This window comes from Archangium violaceum Cb vi76 (assembly GCF_000733295.1).
Taxonomy (GTDB): Bacteria; Myxococcota; Myxococcia; order Myxococcales; family Myxococcaceae; genus Archangium; species Archangium violaceum.
In genome coordinates, this window is record NZ_JPMI01000132.1 from 1 (window position 1) to 26,082 (window position 26,082).

The 26,082-nt window shown below is 71.5% G+C and carries 14 protein-coding genes; 9 read left to right on the forward strand and 5 right to left on the reverse strand.

The window, feature by feature from the left end:
- Window positions 1-92: 92 nt before the first annotated feature.
- Window positions 93-329 (forward strand): hypothetical protein, encoded by a 237-nt coding sequence (locus tag Q664_RS19635; protein WP_043397654.1) that lies wholly within the window; start codon window positions 93-95, stop codon window positions 327-329.
- Window positions 330-722: 393 nt separating this feature from the next.
- Here the strand turns inward: Q664_RS19635 and Q664_RS59185 are convergent, their stop codons facing one another.
- The gene (locus Q664_RS59185; RefSeq protein ID WP_160174453.1) at window positions 723-2,657 is read right to left on the reverse strand and encodes a hypothetical protein; all 1,935 of its coding nucleotides are present in this window, start codon (window positions 2,655-2,657) and stop codon (window positions 723-725) included.
- 287 nt (window positions 2,658-2,944) lie between these two features.
- Between Q664_RS59185 and Q664_RS19645 the strand changes: the two genes are divergently transcribed.
- From Q664_RS19645 to Q664_RS19665, 5 genes are read left to right on the forward strand one after another with little or no spacing between them, the layout of a single operon-like run.
- Entirely contained in the window at window positions 2,945-3,520 is a 576-nt protein-coding gene (locus Q664_RS19645; RefSeq protein ID WP_152622209.1) for a hypothetical protein, read from the forward strand.
- A gap of 12 nt (window positions 3,521-3,532) precedes the next feature.
- Window positions 3,533-5,143, forward strand: a complete 1,611-nt coding sequence (locus Q664_RS19650) for a hypothetical protein (RefSeq protein WP_043397658.1) — start codon at window positions 3,533-3,535, stop codon at window positions 5,141-5,143.
- A 15-nt stretch (window positions 5,144-5,158) separates the two neighbouring features.
- A complete protein-coding gene (locus Q664_RS19655; protein ID WP_052518393.1) occupies window positions 5,159-6,325 on the forward strand; it encodes an ATP-binding protein in 1,167 nt (388 codons plus the stop codon).
- Between the two features lie 3 nt (window positions 6,326-6,328).
- Window positions 6,329-8,833 carry a DUF5682 family protein gene (locus Q664_RS19660; RefSeq protein ID WP_043397660.1) on the forward strand — a complete coding sequence of 835 codons (2,505 nt, stop codon included), beginning with the start codon at window positions 6,329-6,331 and terminating at the stop codon, window positions 8,831-8,833.
- Window positions 8,830-9,981, forward strand: a complete 1,152-nt coding sequence (locus tag Q664_RS19665; RefSeq protein WP_052518394.1) for a VWA domain-containing protein — start codon at window positions 8,830-8,832, stop codon at window positions 9,979-9,981. The genes Q664_RS19660 and Q664_RS19665 overlap by 4 nt, the downstream gene beginning before the upstream one ends.
- Here Q664_RS19665 and Q664_RS19670 read toward each other — a convergent pair.
- Window positions 9,971-10,861: an arginase family protein gene (locus Q664_RS19670; RefSeq protein WP_043397662.1), complete on the reverse strand. Its 891-nt coding sequence runs from the start codon at window positions 10,859-10,861 to the stop codon at window positions 9,971-9,973. The two genes, Q664_RS19665 and Q664_RS19670, sit on opposite strands and share 11 nt — an antisense overlap.
- On the opposite strand from Q664_RS19670, the gene Q664_RS19675 reads away from it, so the two are divergent.
- Window positions 10,860-13,160: a M28 family peptidase gene (locus Q664_RS19675; protein WP_152622211.1), complete on the forward strand. Its 2,301-nt coding sequence runs from the start codon at window positions 10,860-10,862 to the stop codon at window positions 13,158-13,160. The genes Q664_RS19670 and Q664_RS19675 overlap by 2 nt on opposite strands.
- Window positions 13,161-13,195: 35 nt before the next feature.
- Here Q664_RS19675 and Q664_RS19680 read toward each other — a convergent pair whose 3' ends face one another.
- Both Q664_RS19680 and Q664_RS19685 read right to left on the reverse strand, forming a co-directional pair.
- Window positions 13,196-15,040 (reverse strand): hypothetical protein, encoded by a 1,845-nt coding sequence (locus Q664_RS19680; protein WP_043397667.1) that lies wholly within the window; start codon window positions 15,038-15,040, stop codon window positions 13,196-13,198.
- Window positions 15,037-21,510 carry a HEAT repeat domain-containing protein gene (locus Q664_RS19685; RefSeq protein WP_043397670.1) on the reverse strand — a complete coding sequence of 2,158 codons (6,474 nt, stop codon included), beginning with the start codon at window positions 21,508-21,510 and terminating at the stop codon, window positions 15,037-15,039. Before Q664_RS19685 ends, Q664_RS19680 begins: the two co-directional genes overlap by 4 nt.
- 430 nt (window positions 21,511-21,940) lie before the next feature.
- Between Q664_RS19685 and Q664_RS19690 the strand changes: the two genes are divergently transcribed.
- Complete coding sequence (locus Q664_RS19690) at window positions 21,941-22,159, forward strand: hypothetical protein (RefSeq protein WP_152622212.1); 219 nt, start codon at window positions 21,941-21,943, stop codon at window positions 22,157-22,159.
- A 300-nt stretch (window positions 22,160-22,459) separates the two neighbouring features.
- On the forward strand, window positions 22,460-23,239 hold the full coding sequence (locus Q664_RS19695; protein WP_043397677.1) for a Uma2 family endonuclease: 780 nt from the start codon (window positions 22,460-22,462) through the stop codon (window positions 23,237-23,239).
- A gap of 63 nt (window positions 23,240-23,302) precedes the next feature.
- Here the strand turns inward: Q664_RS19695 and Q664_RS19700 are convergent, their stop codons facing one another.
- The gene (locus tag Q664_RS19700) at window positions 23,303-26,026 is read right to left on the reverse strand and encodes a hypothetical protein (RefSeq protein WP_043397681.1); all 2,724 of its coding nucleotides are present in this window, start codon (window positions 26,024-26,026) and stop codon (window positions 23,303-23,305) included.
- Window positions 26,027-26,082: the final 56 nt, after the last annotated feature.

Below are 26,082 nucleotides of genomic sequence, written 5' to 3' on the forward strand. Positions count from 1 at the left end.
CCGTTGGGTAATGGCCGACTTCCCCTCCCAGCACACCCGGCCTTGTGCTCACGTCTCGGAGCGCGGGGCCTCATCCAAAAGGAGCTTCACACATGGCGAACCAGGAAGAAGACCGGATCTACGACATCTACTTGCTTGCGTTCGGCAAGGCTCGATCGGGGACCCAGATGAACGTCGGAGACTTGAAGGACCAAACCCGGTCAGGCCATCCGAATTATACGGAACGGGAGTTGGCTGCCGCCGTCCAGGGCATTGTCGAGGGTAAGGCCACAGGTATGCCGATGAACAAGAGCGGTCTGCGAGCGTTTCTCGACAATCAGATGAAGTAAGGCTACCCCCAGCTCTGTTTCACCCTACGGCGCTCGCCTCCAACCATGGGCGAGCGCCGTTTTCTTTGCAGGTAGTGGCCCTGCGGCCTCCAATGTTCCATCCTGGTAGGCGCTCCCTCTTCGAACCCGATGGGTGCGGAGATTGACGGAGTCGAGTCCGTCCGCGTACTTGCGGTGTTGATGAGTGCTCTCGCCGTGAACGCTCGCCCTTCTCACTCACCGCCCGGGCCTGCGCCCTCGGGCCTCCAAAAAATGGGTAAGGTCGAAACGCATCCCGGGTTGAACCCCTTGTCCACATCGTGGTTCACGGGTTGGAGAACAGGGACAGGCACCCTCACCCCGACCCTCTCCCGAGGGGAGAGGGACTGTTCCCTGAAAGGGATTGGGCGGAGTTCAGCCGCGCAGCGGCCGGGTCGGGACCGAGGGAAGGGCCGGCTCGGCGGAGCTCGGCTTCTTCTGGGGCCTCGCCGCGCGCTGGGGCTCGAGGTTCTTGGTCCGCAGGATGTGGGTGCGCTCCGCCTCGAGCGCGCTCATGGGCCCGAGCCCATCCCCCGGTTCCGGCGCCGGAGGCTTCGGAGCGGGGGGCGGCGCGGGAGCCGGAGCGCTGTCCGGACGCCGCGCGGGAGCTCCAGCGGAGCCCCGGGAGGACCCCTTGGCGGGAGCACCCCGCGCCGCCGCGGCCTTGGCGGCCCGGGCCGCCTCGCGCTCGGCCTCCAACTGCTTCACCCCGATGATGTGCGTGCGCTCCACTTCCCGCACGTTCATCTTCGGCGCCGCGCCCGCGCGCTGGCGCAGGCCCCCGGACTTCGGCGCGGCATGGGGATCGCGCTCCGCCAGCGCGGTGACGAGCGTGCGCAGGCTCTCGACATAGCCGGTGCCGTAGGGGCTGGGATTCGCCTTCGCCATCCGCTCCAACTCCGCGAGCACGCGCGGGCCCTGCCCCGGCTCGGGGTTGCTCCGCAAGCCCTCGAGCAGCTCGGCGGTGAAGCGGCCTCCCTCGAGGTTCATGCCGTACAGGGGCGCGTGGACGCACAGCGCCGAGTGCAACAGACGCCGGGCCTCCTCGCCCTCCCCCTTCTGGCTGCGCGCGACGACGGTGCCACTCAGGGCCCGGAAGACCTGGCGGGCCACGCGCTGGACGAACAGCCCGCCGCCCTGCTGGTAGTGGGGCACGTACAGGCCGCTCTCGGAGAGCAGCTGCAGCATGCGTGGATGGCTCAGGGGCCGGGCCACCACGGGCACGATGCCCAGGAAGCTCGGCTCGCCCTGCTCCTCGTGGATGAGCGTGTGGCGCAGCACGCGCTGGCCGTTCTCCGTCGCGCCCACCGCGTCCAGACACGCCACCGCCACGAGCGCCTCGGTGACCAGGGGGCCATTGCCGCCCCCGGGCACGGTGCCGCGGGCCGCGAGCACCAGCGCGCACGCGGGCAGCAGCGCCGCCAGCATGCCCACCTGCGCATCCAGCTTCACGCTGCGCTCGAGCAGTTCCGCCTTGTCCGCCGCCGTCTGCACCGGGCGCAGCAGGGGGCCGCAGCGCTCGCGCGCCTCGCGGATGATGCGCGTGAAGGCCTCGGCGAGCGTCTGGGCCGCTTCCTGCTCGCCGCGCTCCATCAGGTTGAGCATCAGCCGGATGGCCCAGTTGCCGCCGCCGGGCGTGGCCTGGAGCGCGGGGGGCAGCGCCTTGACGAGGCGGGGCAGGCCGTGCGCCTTGCCCTCTCCGAGCACGCCCGTGAGGATGGTCTTCGCCAGGGCGTTGCACTCCATGCGCCCGAGAGGCTCCGCCGCGCCCAGCAGCTGCACCAGCACCGAGCGCAGCTCCTCGGTGGGCAGCTGCAGCGCCTCGCGCGCCAGACGCTCGAGGTGCTCGCGGCTCTTGTCGATGAGCGCGGCGCGGTAGGTCTGGTTCGCGGCACGCCGCAGCGCGGACTGCAGCTCGGAGGCGCACACGATGGCGCCCGCGCCCGCGGAGGACTTCAGGTGGCGGGCCTCGGCGTCGGCCGTCGCCGTCAGCAGCTTCTCGAAGGTGGCGGCGTTCTCGCGGCCCGCCAGCTGCGCCGAGCGGGACACGAACGCGGCGATCTTCCGCCGGTTCTCCGTGGTCGCCTGGTCCACCTGATCGGCCAGCCGGTCCAGCTGGGGCTTGAGCTCGCGCGCCAGCAGGTTCTTGAACTCCACGCCCTGGGCGCCGCTGAGCTGCTCGTTGAGCAGACCGACGATGCGCGCGGGCCCCTCGCCCTGGCTCTCGACCTGGCCGAGCAGCTGGGCCTCGCGCCGCGCCTGGTGGAAGGCGGTGATCTCCGTGTCCTCGCCCAGCAGCCGCATGCGCATGGCGGCGCGGTGCCGAGCCTCGTCCTCTCCCTCTTCGAGGGGCGAGCGCCCGAAGGAGGGGGGCGGCTCTGGGGGCGGGGGCTTGCGCATTGCCCTCGCAGTCTACCCGCTCCGAGCCCGGCGCGTCAGGGCCGCCATGCCCTGGGGACGCGCTGATGGTGAAGCGCTCCCATGCGCTCTGACCGGGAGGCTCCGTGTCACCTGCCCGGGCTACAGTCCGGGTCTCCGCCAGGTGCTGGACAGGAGGACCCCTGTCCTCGCTAGACTGCACACCCGAGAGGAAGATCATGGCCACGCGAAAGATCATCCGACCCGCCGCGTCTGGTAACACCGGAACGTCGGCGGCGCCTGCCACGGCAACCGCCGCGGCTCCCGCCCCGGCTTCAGCGCGCACCCTCAATCTCCCGGATTTCGTCGAGCAGCTCAGGAAGCAGACCGACTCCGCCCGGGTCCAGAAAGCGACCTCGATGCTCCAGAGCGATCGCTTCCAGCTCTTCGACGAGGTGAGCGATGAGCATGTCACTGGCGTCGTCAAAAGCCAGACGGACTACTCGCTCTTCTACGCGTGCAAGATCGACAAGCATGGAAACTTCATGTGCTGCACGCAGAACCTCAACCGCTGCGGCGGCCTCAGCGGCAACAAGCCCTGCAAGCACATGCTCGTGTTGATGATCGGCCTCGTGCAGGGCGGGAAGATCGACGCCACCCGGCTCTCCGAGTGGACGAACGCGGCCAAGGGCAAGAAGCCGGTGATCGACAAGGACGCGATGAGCGCCACCTTCGTCAAATACAAGGGCGCGGAGGCCGGTGAAATCGAGTGGCGCCCGACGGAGACCACTCCTGAAGACTACTATGCCCTGTAGCCGGCTCGCCCGATGAACAGCCTCGAGGAGGTCGGACAGGAGGCGGACACGCTCCGCACGGAGTTCGAGCAACTCTACGTGCGCGGCCTCGCATCGTCGTCCGCCGCGGACTGGAAGAAGCTCGCCTCGCTCGCCGAGCAGTGGGAGCGCATCGGCGCGGGGCACATCGCGTCGCGCCTGATGGCCGCGCTGCGGGCCGCCGAAACCGGCACGAAGGACGCGCCGCGTGCGCTCCTCTCCGCGCATACCAGCCTGCACGTGTTCGAGCGCGTGCTCAGCCTCGAGGCCGCTGCCGAGGCGTGGGCCGCATACGTCGCGGCACACCGCGGAGAAGGCGAGGAAGAGGCGGCGGACGCGGCGCCAGTGGCCTCCTCCCCGCCCGCCGTGAAGCCGCCCGCCGCCGCGCCTCCCATCGAGGATCCCAAGGGCGCGCTCGCTCTCCTCGAGGAGCTGTCCCGCGCCGTCGAGGACCTGGTGCGCACGGGCGTCCCCGTCGCCACCGAGGCCACGCGCGCCAAGATCGATGCGTCCTTCAAGGAGGCGTCGCGCCGCAAGTTCCTCCGGCTCGGTCCGTCGCTGCGCTACGTCAACGACGATGTCGGCCGCTACCTCGCCGGCGACCCGCAGTTCTCGATGCGGCGCTTCTCGTTCTTCCTCCATCGCTCGTGGCTCCTCGCCCGCGGGATGGTGAAGGCGATCCGCGACAAGAATGACGCGCTGTTCGCGGCGCTGGCCGCGGCCCCGGCGGCCGCACCGCGACCGGTCAAGTCCCTCGAGGTCGTCACGCTCGGCGTGCTCAAGCGCACCGTGGCCAGCGCGTACACGTTCGAGTTCAAGCTGCGCATCGTGGGCGCCGCGGAGCCGGAGCTCGTGGGGCGGAGCCTCACCTACAGCCTCGTGTTCGCGCGCAAGACCGAGGGGAAGGCGAAGGATCTTCCGGCTGAAGCCTATCTGCACCTGAGTCAGCCGCAGAAGTTCATGCCCAGGGTCTTCCGCCAGGACAAGGTCGTGAAGATCACCGACGCGGCGGTGATGCTCGACGAGCGCGGCGGCGGCCGGCTCGCACTCGGGCCCAAGAGCACCGTGACCGAGGGCCCTGCCCATACGGACTGGCCACCCCTCTTCCAGTTCGACCCCGCCGCGGCGCTCGAGCGCGTGAAGCGCCACACGCCGGGGCCGTTGGATCTCGCGGTCGAGTTGCAGGAAGAGGTCGTCGTCGCCGGGGCCACGATGAGCGAGCAGCCGATCAAGACCGGTGACGGCCGGCGGATCTTCTCGCTCCGTGGCGCGGACGGGCTCTCGTTCGATGCGGTGATTCCCGATGGCCCGGACGGAGAGGAACTCCTGCCACGCCTGCGCGCGGCGCTCAAGCCGGCGGACAAACCCCTCCTCTATGGCATCACCTATTATGAGTTCGGCCGGATGATGCTCCTGCCGCTGTCCTTGCTCTACACCGGCTCCGAGGCCCCCGAGCCCGAGCCCGCACCCAAGGCCCAGGCCTCGAAGAAGAAGGGCACCAAGGGCGAGGGCAAGGCGACGGTGAAGAAGGACGGCGGCCTGTTGCATCTCATGCTGAGTGACAAGACATTCGATGTCTCCGCCCTCGTGGTCAATCTGTTCTGAGGACCGGTGAGAAGCATGGCGAAACCCGCGAAGAAATCCGAAGAGACCGCAGCCCCTCCCGTATCCGAGATCCTCAAGGAGCCGGCGGAGATCAAATACGCCCACGAGCTGGAGGCCCTGCGCCAGAACGAGAAGGACGAGGTCCCCGCGGCCTGGAAGCTGTCTCCGCGCTCGGTGCTGGCCTACATCGTCGGGACGAAGAAGCCGCTCACCGCGACCATCAACGGCGCCCAGGTCGAGGTGCCCATCACGCGCAAGTTCTTCGGTGACGACACCATCGTCGAGCGCTCCATCGTGACGCTCGCGAGCGAGCGCGCGCTGCTCCTCGTGGGAGATCCCGGCACGGGCAAGAGCTGGCTCTCCGAGCACCTCGCCGCGGCGATCAGCGGCTGCTCGACGCTGACGATTCAGGGCACGGCCGGCACCACCGAGGAGCAGATCAAATACTCGTGGAACATCGCGCGCATCATCGCCGAGGGCCCCAAGCCCGAGAACATGATCGCCTCGCCGTGCATGATCTCCATGCGCAAGGGCGCCATCTTCCGGTTCGAGGAGATCACCCGCTGCGTCGGTGACGTGCAGGACGCGCTCGTCTCCATCTGCTCGGACAAGGCCATCGCGGTGCCCGAGCTGCCCGGGGATGCCATGGTGTTCGCCCGGCCCGGGTTCAACATCATCGCCACCGCCAACGCGAGAGACCAGGGCGTCAACGAGCTGTCCGCCGCGCTCAAGCGCCGCTTCAACTACGTGCACATCCCGGTGGTCGCCGACCAGAAGACCGAGGTGGAGATCGTCCGCACCCGCTCCAAGGAGCTGCTCGAGCGCTACAAGATCGCCGCCCGCGTGGAGGAGCCGGTGCTCAAGCTGCTCGCCACGGTGTTCCGCGAGATGCGCAATGGCGTGACGGCCGAGGGCGTCAACATCCAGAAGCCCTCGACCACGCTGTCCACCGCCGAGGCCATCGGCGTGGCGCTCGATGCCGCCATCCACAGCCGCTATTTCGGCTCGGGCGTCGTGGGCGCCGACTCCATCGGCCGCAACCTCGTGGGCTCGATCGTCAAGGAGGACCTCGACGACGTGAAGGTGCTCAAGGAGTACCTGTCCCTGGTCGCCAAGAAGCGCGGCGAGGGCGACGCGCAGTGGAAGGCGTTCTACGAAGCGGCCATCTCCGCCATCAAATAGCCGATGACCCCCGCCTCCCCCATCGCTCAGCTCCTCGAGGAGCTCGACGCCGGGCGCATCGAAGCGCGCGCGGACGCCGTGCTGGCCGAGCCCCTCCACTGGTTCCCGGTGCGGCATCACTCGCCCGCGGTCGCCCGCCACGTCGCCGAGAGCATCCGGGCGCGGCGGCCGTCGATCGTCTTCATCGAGGCTCCCTCGGACGCCTCGGAGCTGGTGCCGCACATCGTCGACAAGAAGACGAAGCCGCCGATCGCGCTGTTCTCCTCATACCGCGACGACGACAACGCGCTCGGGCTCGCGGGCATCGAGAGCCCGGCGCCCGACGTGCCCTTCAAGGTGTCCGTCTATTATCCGCTGCTCTCGTACTCACCCGAGTACGTGGCCATGCGCGAGGCGGCGGCGCTCGGGGCGCGCGTGGTGTTCATCGACCTGCCCTTCCGCGCCCGGGTGAAGAGCGCCGCCGAGCGAGGACTCCAGGGGACGCCAGGGGAGACCGGCGCGCCCGGTGAAGAGGGGGAGCCGCCCCAGGATGACGCGCATCACGTGGCCGAGCACCACGAGAGCCAGCCCGGCTGGGAACACCTCGCGGTGGAGAGCTCCTTCTACCAGAAGCTCGCGGACGCGGCGGGGTACCGCTCCTTCGACGAGTGCTGGGATGCGCTCTTCGACGTGTCCCTGCGCCACGCGGACACGGAGAGCTTCCGGCGCGACCTGGCCTATTTCTGCGCCGCGGTGCGCGCCACCACCCGCCGCGAGCGGATGGAGCTCGACGGCACGCTCCTGCGCGAAGCGCACATGTGGAGCACCATCACGCGCACCCTCGCCGAGACCCGGACGCCGCCCGAGAAGGCCATGGTGGTGTGCGGAGGGTTCCACATCTTCCTCGAGAAGCGCATGGAGCCTGACCGGGCCCTTCCGCCGGGCACCGTGTACAACTCCCTGGCGCCGTATTCGTACCTTCGGACGAGCTCCGACACCGGCTATGGGGCCGGCAATCGCGCGCCCCTCTACTACGAGCGCCTCTTCCAGTACTCCGAGTCCGACCCCGCGAACGCGCCCGTCGCCGCGATGGTGGATCACGTGGTCAGCGTGCTGGCGCGCGGCCGGCGTGACGGAGAGCTCCTGTCCCCGGCGGACGCCATCTCTGTGACGCAGCATGCGCGCATGCTCGCGAGCCTGCGCAACCGCTCCGCGCCCATCCTCGACGACGTGCGTGACGCGCTGATCTCCTGTTGTTGCAAGGGCTCGCCGCAGGAGGAGGGCAGGTACCTCCTGGGCGCGATGAAGGCGATCGAGACCGGCACGGCCGTGGGCCGCGTCACCCCCGCGCTCGGCAAGCTCCCGCTCCTGTATGACTTCTACAAGGCGCTCGACGAGCTCGACCTCGGCGAGTACGTCGCCCAGGACAGGAAGGCCAAGGTCGTCCTCAAGCTGCAACAGGCGGAGGACGAGCGGCGGTCGATCTTCTTCCACCGGCTCGCGCAGGTAGGCATTCCCTTCGCCAGACAGTTGGCCGTCGACAAGGCGGGCACCCTGTTCACCGAGGAGTGGGAGGTCTCGTGGGCCCCCAAGGTCGAGGCCGCGCTCATCGAGGAGAGCATCCACGGTGACAGCGTGGAGTCCGCGGCGCTCGCGAAACTCGACGAGGAGCTGGCGCAGGAGGCGGGCTCGGCCGGCGCCGTCGCGGAGCGCCTGCTGCGCGCCGTGAACATGGATCTCCCCGGGATGGTGCTGCGCCTGCAGGCGTCGGCTGGCGGGGCGATCGACGCGGACTCACGCCTCGCTTCGCTCGGAAAGGCATTGACGCACCTGGTGGTGCTGGAGCGTCAGGCCGCCCGGCGCCGCCTGAACAAGGACCTCCTCGGCGGCCTCATCCAGCGGTGCTTCGGCCGAGCGTGCTTCGCCATGCCGAACGCGGCCAATGTCCCGCCCGAGGAGTTCGACGAGGTGGTGGCCGGGGTGAAGAGCCTCGCGGAGGTGCTCATCGGCGAGAAGGGCGCGGACCTGGATCGCGACCTGTTCATCGAGAACGCGCGCACCACGCTCGCTGATTCGAAGAGCCAGCGCCTGCGCGGTGCGCTCTCCGGCGTCCTGACGGAGATCCGCGCTCAATCGCCCGAGGACCTCGCCGCCGACGTGGCGCGCTTCGCGAGGGCCCTGCCCGAGGAGATGGTCCAGTGCGGGGACTACCTGAGCGGCGTCATGGAGACCAGCAGGACGGCGTTGATGCTCGGCGCCGATGGCATCGTCCATGCCATCGACGAGCTCCTGCGTGTGGCCAGCTGGGACCAGTTCCTCATGCTGCTCCCGCGCACGCGCGGCGCCTTCGAGGCCGTGCACGAGCGCGCCCGCATCTCGCTCGGGGACCGGGTGGCCGTGATGTATGGCCTCCAGGATGACGACGCGGCGGCGGTGACGAAGCTGGAGACGAGTGTCGGCGCCGCGGTGAAGCTCTCCGAGCTCGACGCGCGGGTGGGGGAGATCATGAAGGAGTGGGACTTCGCATGAGCACGCCGCCCAAGCCCGCCAGGCGGTCGCTGAAAGACCTGACCGACCAGGAGCGCGGGCAGCTCAATCGCTGGAGGCTCGTGCTCGGCAAGAGCGCAGAGCAGAGCGGCCTGCACCTCTCGCCCGGTGTGGGCGACGGGGACTGCGAGGGCGCGGAGGCGGCGCTCGACTTCCTCTTCGACGAGCGTGGCGGCGGCTCGAGCGGCTCGAACCTCACGGTCCCCCGGTGGATCGACTCGGTGAACGAGCTCTTTCCCCGGCAGGCCAAGGAGGTGCTGGAGCGCGAGCTCGTCCAGCGCAAGGGCATCCACAAGTTGCTGGAGCAGCCCGAGCTGCTGGAGCGGATAGAGCCCAACGTGGAGCTCGTGAAGACGCTCCTGACGCACAAGGATCTGCTGACGCCGAAGACCCGGGTGCTCGCGCGCAAGGTCATCGACAAGGTCGTCAACGAGCTCAAGAAGAAGCTCGAGGTGCGGGTGGAGCAGGCCATCACGGGGGCCATCCGCAAGGACAAGCACTCTCCGAGGCGGGTGTTCAAGAACCTGGACCTCCGGACGACGCTGCGGCGCAACCTCAAGAACTGGAACGGCGAGCGGCAGAAGCTGTTGATCGACCGGATCTGGTTCCATGCGGCCGAGAGGAACAAGCGGCCCTGGCACGTCATCGTGTGCGTGGATCAATCCGGCTCGATGCTGGAGTCGGCGATCTTCTCGGCGGTGATGGCGTCGATCTTCGCGGAGCTGCCCGGGGTGAAGACGTCGCTGGTGCTCTTCGACACGCAGATCGTGGACCTCAGCGACAAGGTCGGAGAGCCGGTGGACGTCCTGCTGAGCGTGCAGCTGGGAGGTGGCACCGACATCACCCGGGCCCTGGAATACTGCTCGGGGCTGGTGCGCGAGCCCGCGCGCACCATCACCGTGCTCATCACCGACTTCTACGAAGGCCGCTCCGAGGAGGATCTCGTGCGCGTGGTGCGGCGGCTGGTGGACGCGAACGTGCGCATGGTGGGGCTCGGGGCGCTCGGGTATGACGCGCAGCCCCAATACAACCGGAGCACGGCGGGCCGGCTGCGCAAGGAAGGGATGGACATCCTGGTGTGCACGCCGGAGAAGCTCGCCGAGGCGATGGGGAAGATCATCACCGGGTGAGGCGGGCGAATTCCTTCACCAGCCGCGCGGTGGCCAGGGCGGTGAGCTTGAGCGGGTCGAACTCGGGGATGAACTCGGAGACGTCCATGCCCACCAGCTCGTAGCGGCTGGCGAGCGCGCGCAGCACCACCAGCACCTCACGCAGGGTGGGGCCGCCGGGGTAGGGCGCCTCGACGGCGGGCACCTCATGCGGGGCGAGCGCGTCCAGGTCCACCGACAGGTAGACGCGCTTCACGGGGCCGAGCTGCGCCACGAGCGACTCCACCACGGCGGGCAGCCCCCGCTCGCAGAAGTCCAGGGCGGGGATGATGCCGGGGCGCCAGTGCCACAGTCCCTCGCGCTCGCGGAGGTTGACCTGGCGCAGGGCCAGCAGGCTCGTGCGCTCCGGGCGGATGTGCGGGAGCCGCCAGGCGTGGTGGAGGATGGAGCCGAAGGAGAGCGCCTCCTCCTGGGTGCAGTCGGGGTGGGCGTCCAGGTAGACGACGCCGCAGTCCTCATGGACGGCGCTGATGGCGGACAGGGCCGCGTACTTGATGAGGTGATCTCCTCCCAGGCACACCGGCCGCTGGCCCCGGCGCAGCAGGCCGAGGAAGCGCTCGCGCACGGCGGCCACCTGCGCCTCCACGGAGAGCCCCTCGAGGGGGAGGTTGCCCGCGTCGAAGAGGGAGGCGCCGTCCTCGAGCTGCTCGGTGAGGGCGGGGGACTCGTTGTCGGCGGCGCGCACGAAGTCGGCGGTGAAGAGGGAGCGGGACTCGCCCGCCTCGCCGGCCTTGCCCCGGGCGCTCTCGGAGAAGCCGGCGCCCCGGGTGTTGGACCCGAAGAGTACGGTGCGGGCCTCGCGCTCCGTGGGCGCGGTGGCGAACTGGAGGTGGTGGTTCATGGCGGAGGTGGAGCTGGAAGCGGTGGGCACGAATCCTCGCGCACCCCTCCGACACCCGGAGGCCGGGGTGTGGGGCCTGTGGGCGGTGCTGGTGGTGGGGATGCTGGGAGCGGTGTGGCGCTCGGAGCGTCCGCCGGAGCCCCTGGGGGCGGAGGTGCCCGCGGAGGCCTTCTCGGAGGCGAGGGCCTGGCCGGTGCTGCGCCACCTGGTGGACGAGGTGGGGCCGAGGGTGGCGGGCACGCCGGGACAGGCGCGCGCGGCGGAGTACCTCGTGGAGCGGCTGCGGGGGATTCCGGGCGTGGAGGTGGAGCTGCAACGCGCGGCGGGCGTCTGGGTGGACGGGAACGAGGCGTGGGACTACCGGGCGGAGAACGTGGTGGCGAGGCTGCCGGGAACGGGGGACGGGGTGGTGTTGGTGTCGGCGCACCATGACTCCGCGGAGGAGGAGCCGGGCGCGGGAGACAACGCGCTGGCGGTGGCGGCGGCGGTGGAGGTGATGCGGGCGCTGGCGGCGGGGCCTCGGCTGGAGCGCACGGTGGTGCTGGGCCTCAACGGCGCCGAGGAGGCGGGACTGGTGGGCGCGGCGGGCCTGCTGGGGCATCCCTGGTTGGCGCGGGTGGAGGCGTTCATCAACCTGGACGCGGCGGGCTCGCGGGGCAGGTCGCTGCTGTTCCAGTCCACGCCGTCGGCGCCGTGGCTGCTCGCGGCCTATGCGCGCTCGGTGCCGCACCCGTATGCGCTGGTGGTGGGGCAGGAGCTCTTCCAGACGGGCCTCATCCCATCGGTGACCGACTACCGCGTCTTCACGCGCGAGGGCCACTGGCCGGGGATGGACCTGGCGCTCTACCAGGATGGTTATGCCTACCACACGCCGCTGGATGGGCTGGCGCGGGTGGAGCCCGGGAGCCTGCGGCAGCTCGGGGAGAACGTGCTGGCACTGGTTCGCGAGCTGGCGCGAGGCCCTCGCCCGGAGGACGCGGGCGAGGCGTTGAGCACCTATTACGACGTCCTCGGGGTGGAGATGGTGGCGTATGGCCGGCGCACGGCCTGGGGGCTGGTGGTGCTGGGGGGGTGGTTCGCGCTGGGGGCGCTCGGCATGGCCTGGCGCCGCGGTGGGGTGAAGCCCGTGGCGGTGGCGCGAGCGCTGGGGGGACTGCTGGTGTGGGGACTGCTCGGGGTGCTGGTTCCGGTGGGGGCGGCGTTGCTGCTCGGCTTCGTGCTGGAGAGGCCGCACGGGTGGTACGCGGCCCCGTGGCTGGCGGGGGGCGCCTTCGGAGCGCTCGCGCTGGCCGGAGTGCTGTGGGGATGCGCGCTGGTGCCGGGAGAGCGGGCGGTGCTGGCTCGAGGCACGGCGGCACTGGTGCTGGCGTGGGGAGTGGGCGCGGCGCTCACGGTGGCGGGGCTCGGGGTGGCCTATCTGTTCCCCTGGTGGACGCTGCCGGGGGCGGTGCTCCTGGGCGTGGCGAGCCTTCGCGAGCGGCTGGCCGGGCCCGTGCTGTTGGTGGCGAGCGTCCCAGGGTGGGTGCTCACCGTGGAGCTCGTGTGGAGGCTGCTGGCGATGTTCATCCCGGTGACGGGCCGCCTGGGGGTGGGCCTTCCGCTGGATGGGGCGGTGGCGTTGCTGGTGGCGTTGGCGGTGGTACCGGGGGCGCTGGGGCTCGGCGTGGTGCTCGGGGGAGGAGGACGTCCGGGCCGGACGGCGGGAGCCGTGGCGCTGCTGGGCCTGGTGGGGTGTGGGGCGCTCGCCGGGGTGCGCCCGTCCAATGAGGAGCGGCCTCGGAGGCTGTTGCTGACTCACATGGAGGAGCAGGGGGCTCCGGCACGGCTGGAGGTGGCGGCGGAGGATGGACTGCCCCTGGGCGGGCTGCTCGAGGGCCGTGGCGCGGAGGTTCGGGAGACGGGGGAGGCGTGGCTCGCGGCGGAGCCATCGGGGTCGGGGCCGTTGCCCGTCACCGTGAAGCAGGAGGGGGTGACGGAGGGAGGCCGTGCCGTCACGTTGAGCTGGAGGGGCGAGCCGGGAGCCCAGCTCGTCGTGCGCTTGCCCCGGGAGGCGGTGGCGGGCTGGTCGCTGCCGACGGAGCTCCCCGAGGGTCCCGAGCTCGTCCTGCGGGTGGTGGTGCCGCCCGCCGGGGAGTGGTCCGCGCGCTTCGTGCTGCGGGGTAAGGCCCCGGTGCCCGTGAGTCTCAAGGAGTGGCGCGCGGGCTACGTCACGAGGGACATCGAGGCACTGAGGCGCGAGCTACCGGACTGGGTGGTGGTGGAGCCGGAAGCCTGCCGCGCGGTGAGCCTCTCCTGGTGACGCTGCTCCTCGTGACGCGGGCCCGTGTCTACCGGCTACACCGCCCCGCCCACCGAGTCGATGAACCCCTCGGAGGCCAGGGACTCCAGGCGCGTGAAGTAGGCCGAGCGGGCCTCGCCGTCCGTGTCGAACCACAGCCGCTGGTGGCGCTGCTCGCCCAGGCGCGGGCCCCACTCCACCGACACCAGCTTGCCGTCCAGCGACACCCGGTACACCTGCTCCTGGCCCGCATCGTCGCGCCGCACGTACGAGCGCGTCTCCGCGCGGATCTGCGCCCGTCCCTTCGGCGTCTGCCGCAGCGCCTCCTCCTGCGCCCTCTGCCGCGCGTAGGCCAGCCGCAATGCAATCATGTGCTCGCACGGGCCCTCGCGCAGCCCCGAGCGCCGGTAGTGCGGGCAGCCGCAGCTCGCCTCGCGCACCCGGCCCTCCAGGTCCAACATGAAGCTGGGGAAGAAGCTGCGCACCGCCTCGCGATCCACCACCTCGCCGCTCAGCCGCGTGCCCACGCCCACCACGTCGTGCACCTTGGTGAGCTTCACCTCTCCCGCTCCCGGGCCACCGTCGCCCAGCAGCCGGTGCGCCCGCTCCTCGCGCTCGTTGCCGTAGCGGATGACGGCCTCGTCCACCGGTGTCGAGAGCAGCTCGCGCGGCCGGTACGTCCCCTTGGCGATGTCATACAACACGCGCCCGCGCAGGCACTCGAGCTGCAACGCCCCGCGCACCGCGTCCTTCGGCGAGTCCGTCCCCGAGGCCAGGGCCTCGAAGCTCAGCGGGCCCTCCTTGCGCAGCCGGTTGCGCAGCTTCTCCGCGAGCCCGTCCGGCACCTCGCGAGGCATGAGCGCATCGAAGGCCGCCGCGCTGGACCAGCCGCTCTCCGTCCACCCGGTGAGCGCCAACGTCAGCGTCGCCGGGCCGAGCTCAATCACCCAGAACACCGGCAGGCCGGGCCCGAGCATCTGCACGCGCACGCCCTGCGCATGGGGCAACAGCCGCGCGAGCGCCGCCAGCCGCTGCCGTCCGAAGGTGCGCACCACCGCGGGCGTGCTGCCCTGGTACTTCGGCCCGTGGCACTCCAGCACCAGCTCCCACGGTTCGATCACGAGCCTCGGCTGCATGCCGGGGACGAGCTCGAAGCGCAGGGCGCGCGGGGCCTTCTTCGCCTTCCGGGTGCGCAGCGCGAAGAGCACGTTGTACAGGTCGATCGGCGCCAGCGTGCAGGTGCTCGCGGGCAGCGTGGCGGCGGACTGCACCTGGAGGAAGCCGCGCAACCACGCGTGCGGTACCTCCACGTTGCGCGGGGCACGGGACTCGGCACCGCGCGCGGGCAGCGCCACGTGGGCCTCCAGCGACACCGGTACGTAGGTGCGCAGCCGGTCCACCTTGGCGAGCAGATCCGCGGGCACGTCCAGGAAGGTGGAGCCGTGCGCGGCCTCGCGGCCCTCGAAGAGCGAGTTGTCGAAGGACAGGCGTGCATAGGCGCTCTCGTCGCGGGAGAACACCTCCAGCGACACCTGGTCCGGGTCCACGGTGAGGACGGGGTCCAGCACCGCGTCCGCCTTCTTCTCGCCCTCGAGCGACTGGTCCAGGAAGGCCTTCTGCGCCTCCCAGATTTGAGCGGTGGCGCGCTTGCCCTGCTTCATCAGGTACGCGAGGTACGCGGTGCGATCCTTGCCCCGGTAGCGCAGGTCGCTGGCGAGGATGCCGAGCGTGGCGGCGAGCGCATCGCGGAAGAGGGCGGGCTCGCGCACCTTGCCGCGCACGCCCACGGTGCCGCGAGAGCCCTCCAGGGCCAGCTGGACGTGCGAGGCATTGGCGCCGGCGTCCACGTCACTCGTGGTGACGTAGCGCAGCTCGACGGCGTGGTGGGTGGCGGTGCTCACGACGGGCTCCCTTCCTTCCGGTTCCGGGCGCGCTCGGCGGCGCGGAGTGCACGTTTGTGGGCGCGGTAGGCGGCCTTCCGCAGCTCCACGGATTGAGACTTGTCGAAGGCCTGGCCGCGCAGCACTTCCGCGGCCTCGGTGCCACCCAGGCGGCCCAGCGCGGACCATCCATCCTGCCGCACCTGCTCGTCCTTGTGGGTGGCCAGCGGGCGCAGCGGCTCCAGCTCCTTGCCGGCCAGCACCGAGGGCAGGGCCATGCGGCGGGCCTCGGAGGTGGCGAGCTGCTTCGGGCCGCGCACCGTTCCACCCGCGGGGCCCGTGGCCACCGGGTCGAACGGCTGCACCTCCAGCGCCCACTCGGCGGCACGCTCGGGGGCGATGCGGGCCAGGGCGGAGGTGGCGGCCTCGCGCACCTCGGCGTCCGGGTCGGACAGCGCGGCACGCAGGGCCTCGGGGGCGGTGTTCAGCCGGCCCAACGCCCGGGCCGTTTCGAGGCGAACCCCGGCCGGGGCCTTGGCCTCTCCACCCTGGAGGATGTCCTTGCCCGCCTTGGCCAGCTCGCTCACGCCCAGACACGAGCCCGCCCACAGCAGCCGCTCCCAGGCGGTCTCCAGGGGCTCGCGCTTGGGCGCGGGCGTGGAGGCCCACTCGGAGGCGGTGCGGCGCTCGGCGGTGGCGAGGGCGCGGCCCAGCACGGCGCGGTCCTCGGCGGACCAGGCGCGCGAGGACTCCTGCTCACCGGTGCGCGCGCCCACCAGCCACGCGGCCTCCTCACGTGCGGAGGGCTTCTCGTGGCCGAGCAGCATCGCCAGGGCTCCGGCGGGCAGCGACGCGCGCCGCACGAGTCCCCGGCGCAACCGCTGGCGCAGCTCCTCCTTGTCCAGCGTGGCCAGACGCGGGAGCAACTGCATGGGGTCCGCCTCGGTGGCGAGGTAGCTGGCGGCGGGCTCGGAGATGTCCTCCTGCTCGCTGGCCACGGCGAGGAACTCCACCCGGATGCGCTCCTGGGGGAACAGGGCGTCGAGCGCCTTGCGAGCCGCGGCGCGCAGCTCGTCGTCCCAGTTGTCCAGGGCCTTGGCCAGGGTGAGCTCGGCGGCGGTGTCCCCGAGCTTGCCCAGCTCCTGGGCCGCGGTGAGGCGCACCGTGTTGTCGACGTCGTCGTCGGCCAGCAGCGTCTCCAGCCGGGAGCGAGCGCGCTCGCCGCCGATGAAGCGCAGGCCCCGGACACCGGCCTGCCGTTGCTCGGTGGAGCGGCCCTCCATGGCGGCGAGCTCCACCTTCTCCTCGACGCGGCGGCGATCCTCGCCCTCGGGCAACTTCGGGGCGAGCCGGCCCAGGCCCTCGAGGGACGCGGCCACCATGCTCTCCTCCACGGGAGCCTCGGGCGTGCCACCGGCGGCCACCTGCTCCAGCTCGGACAGGGCGCGCGCGTCTCCCAGCGTGCCCAGGGCCAGCAGGGCCCGCTCGCGCTCGCCCTCCTCGCCCGCGCGCACGTACAGCAGCAGCGGGCGCAGGGCGCTCGTGCGGCCACGGGAGGCCACGCCCTCGGCGGCGGGGAGCATCAGCTCGCGAGTCCCGCCGCGCAGCACCTCCTCCATCGGCTCCACCTTCGCGCCCTTGTGGATGACGCGCGAGGCGTAGCCGGCCACCGACTCCATGCGCACCGTCACGTCCCGGTCCGCGAAGAGGCCGGCGAGCAGCTCGTCCTGGCCCACGTCGTCGCCCTGGGCCAGCTCGGTGGCGGCGGCCTTGCGCACACTCGGGTCCGCACTGCGCACGGCCGCGCGGAGGAAGCGCATCGCCAGGGCCATGTCGCGCTTCTTCTCGTCCTTCTCGTCCTTCTTGGGCGGGGTGGCCACGTCCATGGCGGCGCCCACGCAGGCCTGGCGCACGGTGGCGGCCTCGTCGTCGAGCTGCCGCGCGAGGGCATCCACGGCCTCGGGCCGGCGGGTGTGGCCCAGGGCCTTCACGAGGGCGAGGCGCTCGTTCATCTCCGGGGTGCTGCGCAGCCGGGCGGCCAGGGCCCCCACGGCGGCGACCGAGCCGAGCCGGGCCAGGGCCTCCTGGGCGCGCTTCACCACCGAGGCGTTCTCCGAGCGCAGGAAGGCGGCGAGCACCTCCACGGCGCGGTCATCCTGGCGCCAGGCGAGCAGCTCGGCGGCGCGCAGGCGCAGGTCCTCGTGCTCGCTGCCGGCGGCGCGGCCGAGGGCCTCGGTGACGCGCGAATCATTGGCACCGGCGAGCCGCTCGATGACGCCCACGCGCAGGTCCGCGTGCTCGCTGCCGAGCGCGGCCAGCAGGGGCTCCAGGCTGCCCGGAGGGCTGAGGCGCTCCAGCAGCTCGAAGGCGTACTTGCGCACGTCGGACAGGGGCGAGTTGAGCGCGGCGGTGAGGCGGCCCTTGGCGGACTCCCCGCGGGCGGCGAGCTCGTCCAGCGCGGCGCGGGCCACGTCCGCGGAGAGCGAGGCCAGGGCGAGCGCCAGCGGCTCATCGGAGCCGGCGGGGTACAGCTCCTTGAGGCCGACGAGGGCCGCCTTGCGCACGAGTTGGTGCGGATCCTCGAGGGCACGCAGCAGGGCGGCCACGGCGGCGGGCGTGCCGGCATGGCCCTCCTGGGTGAGCTTCACCACGCGGTCCACGGCGTCGCGGCGCACGCGGTGGCCCTCGTCGTCACCGGAGGACACCTGGCGCAGCAGGCCCACGTAGGCGCCGAAGGCGAGCCGGCGCAGGTGCTGCTTCTCGGCGGAGACGAGCGCCTCGGGCGAGGGCTCGGCGGTGGCGGCCTTGCCGGTGGCGGTGGAGAAGAGGCGGCGCAGCCAGTTGCGCGCGGGCTTCTCCTCCACGGGCCGGGACTGGGCCTGGGGCGACGTCTCGGGCTTCCACGGTGCTTCCAGCGAGCGCGGGCGGGCCACCTTCGCGGCCTCGCGGAAGTAGTCGAGCGGCTTGTGGCGCAGTTGCAGCACCTGGGCGGCGGCATAGCGCTGCTCGGGCAGGTCACTGGCGAGCGCCTCGGCGAGCCCCACCATGGCGCGGGCGCGCTCGGCCTCGGTGGGCCAGTCCTTCATGTCGCCGGCCTTCTCGGGGCGGGGCGGCTGGAGCACCTCCACGAGGTGGGCGTGGGAGGCCTCCGTCTCCGTGCGCAGCTCGAGGGCGCGGGCGGCGGCGTAACGCACCTCGGGCCGGCCACTGGAGAGGGCGCTGGTGAGCAGGTCGGGCGGCTCGCCCCGGCGCGAGGCGCGCAAATCCCGGGCGAGCACGATGGCGAAGACGGTCTCCTGCACCTCGCGGGAACGGTCTTCCAGGCCGTGCAGCAGGCCGCTGTCGCCGTCGGGTCCGAGCGCCGCGAAGGAGAGGATGGCGCCGATGCGGATGGGCTGGTGCTCGTGGCGCAGGTTGCCGGTGAGGACGGGCAGGGCGCGGATGTCGCCGAGGCGGGAGAGACCATCCGCGGCCCAGGAGCGCACGGCGACGTCCGCGTGCCCGAGCGCGTCGAGCAGATAACCCTCGTCCCCCCGGCGGCTGGCGGTGGCGAGCCCGCGGGCACCCTGCTCGCGCACCCCGCTGGCCTCGTCCTCGAGGAGCGTGGTGGCGAAGAAGGACAGCAGCCGGCGGGAGCCGAGGGTGGCCAGGGCGCTCGCGGCGCGGTGGCGCAACGGCTCGAGGAAGGCCGGCGGGTAGATGCGCTGCAGCTCCTTGTCGGTGAGGAGGTTGCGCATCGGCTCGATGATGTCCTCGGCGCCGCGGGCGGCGAGCAGCTCGGCGGCACGCACCTTGAGGGGCAGCTCACCGGAGCCGAGGCCCGCGAGCAGGGGGCCGTTCTCGTTCTTGATGAGCTTGTCGAGCGCCTCGAGGGCGGCGAGGTAGACGGGGGGCTCCTCGGCGAGCAGCAGCTTGAGGAGGGGCGAGCGCACTGCCTCCGCGGGAGCCTGGGCGGCGTTCTTCGCGGCCAGGGCGCGCAGCGGGGCGTGGGTGGTGTCGAAGGCGGCCAGGTGCGGCTCGGCCTGCTCCTTGCCCACGTGCTTCACCCAGGCCTCGTAGGCGGCCTGGGCCACGCCAGCGTCGCGGTCTCCCACGACCTTCTCGAGCCGCTCCAGGGCCCAGCCTTCCTTGATACGGGCGGCGAGCTCGTCCACGGCGCGGCGGCGCAGATCCGGGAAGCGGCCAGCGAGCGCGCGCTCCAGGGCCTCCTGGGGATTCTTCTCGTTCCAGGCCCAGAGGGTGCGGAAGGCCTCGTCACGCACCTTGGCGGACTCGTCCTCGAGCGCATCTCCGAGCAGGTGCACGGCGGCCTCGGAGCGCTTGCCCGGGAGCTTCACGAGCCGGTCGAGGCCGCGCACGCGCACGTCCTCGAAGGAGGAGCGGAGGGCGGCCTCGGCGGTGGAGAGGGGCGCCTCGGTGTCGAGCGTCACCACGGCGTCGAGGGCGGTGGCGCGCACGTCGGCGTTCTCGTCGTCCAGCATCCACACGAGGCGCTCGCGGGCGCGGGCGTCCTGGAGGGCACGGAGGGCCTCGGCGGCCTGACGGCGGATGGCGGCATCGGGCTCGCGGGAGAGCTGGAGCAGCGCACCGAGCGCCCGGGCATCCCCGAGCTGCGCGAGGCCGCGCGCACCACGCACGGCGGTATCGGGAGTGCGGCAGGCCATGGCGGCGAGCAGCGGCTCCAGGCTGGGCTCGGCGAGGGGCTCCCCGGCCTTGCCGGTACCGGGCAGGGCGGCGCGGGCGGCACGGGCCTCGTCATCCGTGGGACGCGGTTTACGGGCGAGGCGGCGCGCGACGTCCAGGGCGGCGCGGGCGAAGTCCTCGTCCTTCTCCTCCAGCACGTGGGCGAGCGGGCGGCGCTCCAGCACGCGCACGGTGAAGGCCACGCGGCGCACGTCGGCGTCCGAGTCATCGAGGGCGCGGGCCACCAGGGGCTGCAACTGGGGCGAGCCCAGCCAGCCGGCACCGGCGGCGCGGATGAGCACCTCGGCGCGCAGGTGGGAGGTGCCGCGCTCGAAGGCCGTCTTGAGGGGCTCGGTGCTGTCCTGGGGGAACACCTGCGCCAGGGCATCCAGCGCTGTCGTCGAGACGGAGGCATCCGAGTCCGTCAGCTTGCTGGAGATGAGGCCCGGCACCAGGGGCGAGGTGCCACCGAGCGCGGCCAGCCGGCGCAGTCCGGCGATGCGGGTGTCCGGGTAGCGCGAGTCGAGCGCGGCGCGCGGGGCGGCGAGCGGGGACTCCTTCTCCAGCGAGGCGAGCGACTCCAGCGCGGCGGCGCGGACCGCGGGGTGCTCATCATCCAGCCGCTCACGCAGCTTCACGCGGGCGCCGGTGCGGCCGAGCCGGCCCAGCTCCTCGGCGGCGAGCTTGCGCACCTCGTACTCGCGGTCCGAGGAGAGCATCGCGAGGACGAAGTCGAGGGCCTCGGGCTCCTCGAGGGCGGCGGCCTCGCGGACGGAGGCCTCGCGCTTGGGCCGGTTGCCCTTGCGAGACTCCTCGAGCAGGTTGAAGCCGTGGGAGAAGGAGACGGTGTCGTTGCCGGGCTTGCCCTCGGTGTCCAGCTCGAAGCGGCGCACCGTGCGGTCCTCGCCGCCGGCGTAGACGAAGCCGAGCTGCACCCTGGCCTGCCGCGCGCTGACGGGCGGAGCGAAGGCGAGGGCGTACACGGGCTTGCTGCCGCAGTCGAGCGTGCGCGGCTTGCGGCGCTCGTCCAGACGCCACGCCTTCACCTTGCCGTCGTCGCCGGAGGAGAAGATGCGGTCGGAGGCCTCCTCGCCGCGCTCGGGAGTGGGCGTGGGCGGGAAGAGGAGGGCGGTCACGGCGCCGGTGTGGCCGGAGTCCTTGTCACCGCGCACCTCGTGCTCGACGGCGCCGACGAGGTACCAGATGCGCAGCTTGCCATCATCTCCGGCGGAGACGAGGCGTCCATCGCGCGGGGTGAAGGCGAGCGCGCGCACGGCGCCCTCATGGCCGGGCATGTCACGGCGGGCGCCGTTGGCGAGCGTGAAGGAGCGCACCACGGAGTCATCGCCGGCACAGGCGGCGTAGGTGCCGGAGGGGTCCACGGCGACGGCGCGCAGGGCCTGGGACGAGGCCTGCCACTCGTGCACGCGCTTGCCCTTGGCGAGCTCCCAGGCGCGGAGGAAACCATCGAGGCCCACGGTGAAGGCGCGGGAGCCATCGGAGCTGAGGGCGAGGGCGGTGCAGGCGCCGTTGTGGGCGTCCTCGAGCTCGCGCTGCACGGAGCCATCGCCGAGCGCGCCGATGCGCACGGTGCCATCCGCGCAGGCGGCGACCCAGTTGTCTCCGGCGTGGGCGAGCCCGAGGACGGCGGCGGGCAGGTCCACGGTCCAGGCCACCTTGTTGGTGGAGGGCTCGTAGGCGGTGAGGCGGCTGTTGGCGGCGGCACGGGAGCCGCCGACGAGCAGCAGGCGCGGGGTGGCCGCGAGCGCGCGGACCTTCTCGTAGTGGCCGATGGAGAGTGAAGCCATCCGTCAGAATCCTCCGGTCGGAGGGGTTTAGCACAGGCGCGGCCGTCTACTTCCGCCGTCCTTCAGGTTTCCACGTCGGTCCGGCAACGTGACCTTGATGCGACTCACCCTCCCTGCTGCCCCTGACGAGCCCGGAGAGTCGGCGGGACCTCTTCATTCCGACACGAAGCCCCTGGACGGCGTACGTCGAGAACGGGTGGGGCGGGACCGATGCCGGGAGCGTCATGTCCTATATGGCTGAGACGCTAGGCTGCCGGGGCATGCGGGTGGTCGCGGTGCCTCACACCTTGCGTGGCGACAAGGGCCGCTATGGGGCCGTGATGTTCGAGCTGTACGGACCCCAGCAGACGCACTGGCTCAACTATCTGCGCACCCTCTATGTCTCCAATGATGGAGGCAAATGGGTCTCTTCGGCCAGTCCGGGGAGCCCTTGCCGTTCGAGACAATGGAGCGCTACCAGGCGCGCAAGGTGCGGGACCGCTTCACCTTCGAGATGCTCGCGGAGTACCTGCACCACCTGGGACTGTCCCCCTTCCAGGAGGACTTCTACCTGCCCCAGGGCGCTCCCGCCTGGCTCGTGGAGAAGACGGGGACTTTCGTCCCCGCCCAGACGGAGTACTCCCTCGCCCAGGCCCGGGCGGACTTTTGACTCCAGGCCCGTGGCCCGCCGTCACCATCCTCCGAGTCCCACGCCGGGGTGTGCCGCGCGCGGCTGCACCAGCGAGGCCAGACAACTCTGCCACTCGCCCCATGGCTTCCGTGAGTCCCCATCGCGTCATGCGGGCCGGGGTGCCACCGCCTCGATGTAGAGATGGTGAGGACGATTCCGGAGATGGTCATGGGGCGCCCGCACGAGGAGCGAGGGGGCTGATGGGCCCGGCCCGACACTTGCTCAGGGAGCGCCGCGGGGCGATTGACGCGCGCTCGGGCCCACCCCAGGCTCTGGGCAATGGCACAGCGCGAACAGGAGCGTGGAGGTGGCTTTCCCCGGGCGCCCACGCAAGAAGAGTGGGAACGGATGAGCGTGGAGGAGCAGGGGCAGGTGGTGGAGTCACTTCCTGGCGAAGTGACCTGGGACGAGATGGCGATGCCGGAGGGGGACTTGCACTCCCAGGGAAAGCTGGAGACGCGGGATGTGCTCCGCGGCTTCTTCTCCCGGCAGAGACGGCGGGTGTACCTGGGCACGGAGCTGCCGGTGTACTACCCGGGGGAGAGGCGCTTCGCGCCGGACCTGCTGGTGGTGCGGGACGTGGAGACACACCCGCGCAACAAGTGGGTGGTGAGCTACGAGGGCAAGGGGTTGGAGTGGGTGATGGAAGTCCACGTGGGCGGCGACCGCAAGAAGGACGCCGAGTACAACGTGGAGCGCTATGCGCGGCTGGGGATTCCCGAATACTTCATCTACGACCGGGCGAGGGAGCGGCTGGAGGCGTACCGGCTGCCCATGCCCGAGACGAGGCGGTACGAGCGCATTCCGCTGGAGGGGGGCCGCTACCGCTCGGAGGTGCTGGGACTGGAGTTCGAGCTGGCGGGGGGAAAGTTACGGCTCTGGGTGGGCAACGCGCTGCTGCTGGAGTCCCATGAACTGCTGGAGCAGGAGCAGCGGCTGCGCGAGGAGGAGGTGCGGCGGAGGCAGGAGGCGGAGCGGGGGCGAGACGAGGCGGAGCGGCGCCTGGCGGAGCTCCAGGCCGAGCTGGAGCGCTTGCGAGGTTCTGGGCACCGGCCTTGAGTACTGGAGTACACCCTTGCGTGGGCCTGGAAGGACTTCTGACCCCAGGCATGCCGTCTGCCGTCAGAGTCCCCCCAGCTCCACGCCGGGGTGCGCCGCGCGCAGCCTGACCAGCGAGGCCAGGCAGTTCTGCCACTCACCCTTGGCCATCGAGCCGGTGAACTCACCGAGCACTGGCGTCACGACGCGGGCGAAGCTCTCGTCTTCCAATCCCAGGTCTCGCACCAGTTCAATCACCCGGCGCTTGGCCTCGCTGGCGGACACCCGGCGGGCCACATTGCCCTCGCGGGCCTCCTTGGAGCGCCCCGGGGGCAGGCCGAAGAGCATGCGGCGCAGGAAGGTGCGCAGTGCCTCCACGTTGGCGAAGCGCTCGGTGGCCGCCACCGGGGACACCGTGGCCCCCGAGGGCTTCCACCCCTCCGGCAGGTGCAGCGGGCGGTGCTTCTCCCAGAGCAGCCGGATGGCGAACAGACCCACCTCGCGGTCCGCGCTCTCCATCAGCCAGGCGAGCCGCTCGGGCCCACCCAGGCGCGCGTAGTGGCGGCGGATGAGCTCCACGGCCACCTCGCGCGTGGAGCGCTTGGTGCTCTCGGTGAGCGTGAAGACCTTCACCGGGTCCAGCTCCTCGGGCGTCAGGGTGCGGCGCTTGTCGGCGCCCTCCTCACCCGCCTCGAGCAGGGCGTCATAGGCGAGGTTGCGCACTTCCTTGGCGTTGGCCTCGGCGAGCTCGTACACGCGGGTGTGCCAGCCCCAGGCGCGCAGCTCCACGCGCGTCACCGCGAGCGCGAAGTGGCGCACGTCGTCACGGGCGTCGAACAGTGCCGGCCACAGCCGCTCGGGGGTGTACGCGTTGCGAGGCGCCTTGGGCTTGAGCTGGTAGGACTTGGACTCGGGCTGCTCGGGGCCGATGACGGGGTGGTGGCAGCGCAGGTACGTCTGGGCGAACGTCCGCACGGGCGCGGGCTGCTTCGCGCCGAGCGCCAGGTCGAAGAGGCGCTCCAGGCCCGCGGCGGCGTCCCCGGACTCGCTGAAGTCGGCGGGCGCCACGTTCTCCAGCAGGTAGCGGTGGGCGAAGTCGTGCAGCGTGGGGTCCGCGCGCCGGGCGAGCGCCAGCAGCCAGGCAATCCCCACGTCCCGGGGCGCGAAGAGCTTGCGGTTGCCGAGCAGCTGGATGGCCACCTGGCGGTACTTCGCGTTGAAGACGAGCCCCTTCACGCGCTCCACGTCCAGGCCGGGCAGGGCGTCCGCCTCGGAGAGCCACTCGGTGACGGTGTCGCCGAAGTTCGGGTGGATGGCGCGGTCGAGCAGCCACTCGGCGCCGATGTCCGCGGGCTTGAAGGCCTTGAGGGACTCGAGCGCCAGCTCCTCCACGTCGCTGCCATAGGACTCCAGGCGCGAGTCATCGAGCAGGGCCTTCCAGAAGGACGCGGGCAGCTCGCCCTTGCCGTACCTGGCCTTGAGGTACTTCGTGGCCCATTCAATCTGCTCCTCGTCGCCGAAGAGCATGTCGAAGAGGAATTTCTGGGTGAGCTCGGCGCGGTCGAAGCCCTGCTCCAGGGCCTTGGCGGCGAACTTCGCGGTCTGCTTGTGGACGAGCAGCCGGCCGAGGAAGTCCGGGCCGAGCTCGCGCGGGTTGCGCTTCTCCAGCACGGCGGCGGCGAAGGCCTTCACGTCGTTGTGCTCGCCCTCGAGCAGCCCGGCGAGGCGCTCGGGGGGGAGGTCCTGGGCGTGGGCGCGGGCGTACTCGATGGCGTAGGTGCGCGCCTTGTTGCTCTCGGAGACGAGCAGGGCGAGCACGGCCTCGTGGAGCCCGAGTCCGCGCAGCTTGCCCTGGTGGAACTCGGGGGAGCCCTGGAGGGTCTCCACGAGGAAGTCATGGGCGCTGGCGAGCGGGCGGCGGGCGAGCCGATCCAACCAGGCGGGGGTGATGTTGCCGCGCAGGGTGTCGGGGAAGTCCTTGCGCAGACCCTGGATGGCGAAGCGGGCGGCGGGGTCCGACTGGCAGGTGTCGAGCAGCCGCATGAGGGCATCGGGCGAGCGCTTCCACGCGTCGGTGAAGGCGCGCTTCTTCACCATGTCGCTGGGGGGCTCGATGGGGAAGGAGTCGGCGGAGTAGTTGCCGTTCTCGTGGGCCCAGATGTGGTTAGGGACCCAGCAGGAGCGCCAGGAGGTATCGGGCTCGTAGTGGCGCAACACTTCGATGGCGAACTGGGGGTAGAGCTCGGGGATGGACTGGCCGAGCTGCCGGAGGTAGCGCCAGGCGCGGCGCTGGAGGTAGGTGAGGGTGCCGCGGGAGACGTCGCGGGAGCGGTAGGACTGGGAGCGCTCGGTGTCGAAGCGCCAGGCGAGGACGCCGAACATCTCGGCGTCATGGCGGGCCTCGGCGAGCTTGTAGATGCGCTTGAGGCCGCCCCAGAGGCCGAAGCGGAGGTCGGCCTTGCGGGCGAGCTCGAAGAGGGCGGCGCGGGAGGCGCTGGTGTTGCGCTCGTAGAGGGAGACGAGGAGGTCCGCGAGGGCGAAGCGAGCGGGGAGGGGGACGTCCTTCTGGGCGAGGTAGCGCTGCCAGGCCTCGCGGGCGCCGGTGTGGCGGGCCTCGGCGCTGCGGCGGGCCTGGGACTGGTGCAGGAGGCTGAGGAGCCCGTCGAAGGAGAGGGCGCCCTGGGGGAGCGTGTCGGGTGCCTTGTCGGGCTGCTCGAGGAAGGCCAGCACGGCCTCCGCGAGGTCGGGCGCCTCGGCCCGTGACAACCGCTCCAGATCTGCTGCCGTCAGCTCGTCGCTCGTGGCCATCGGGCGGAGGGGTTTAGCACAGGTGGAGCGCGGTGGGCGCGTTCGGAGATGCCCGC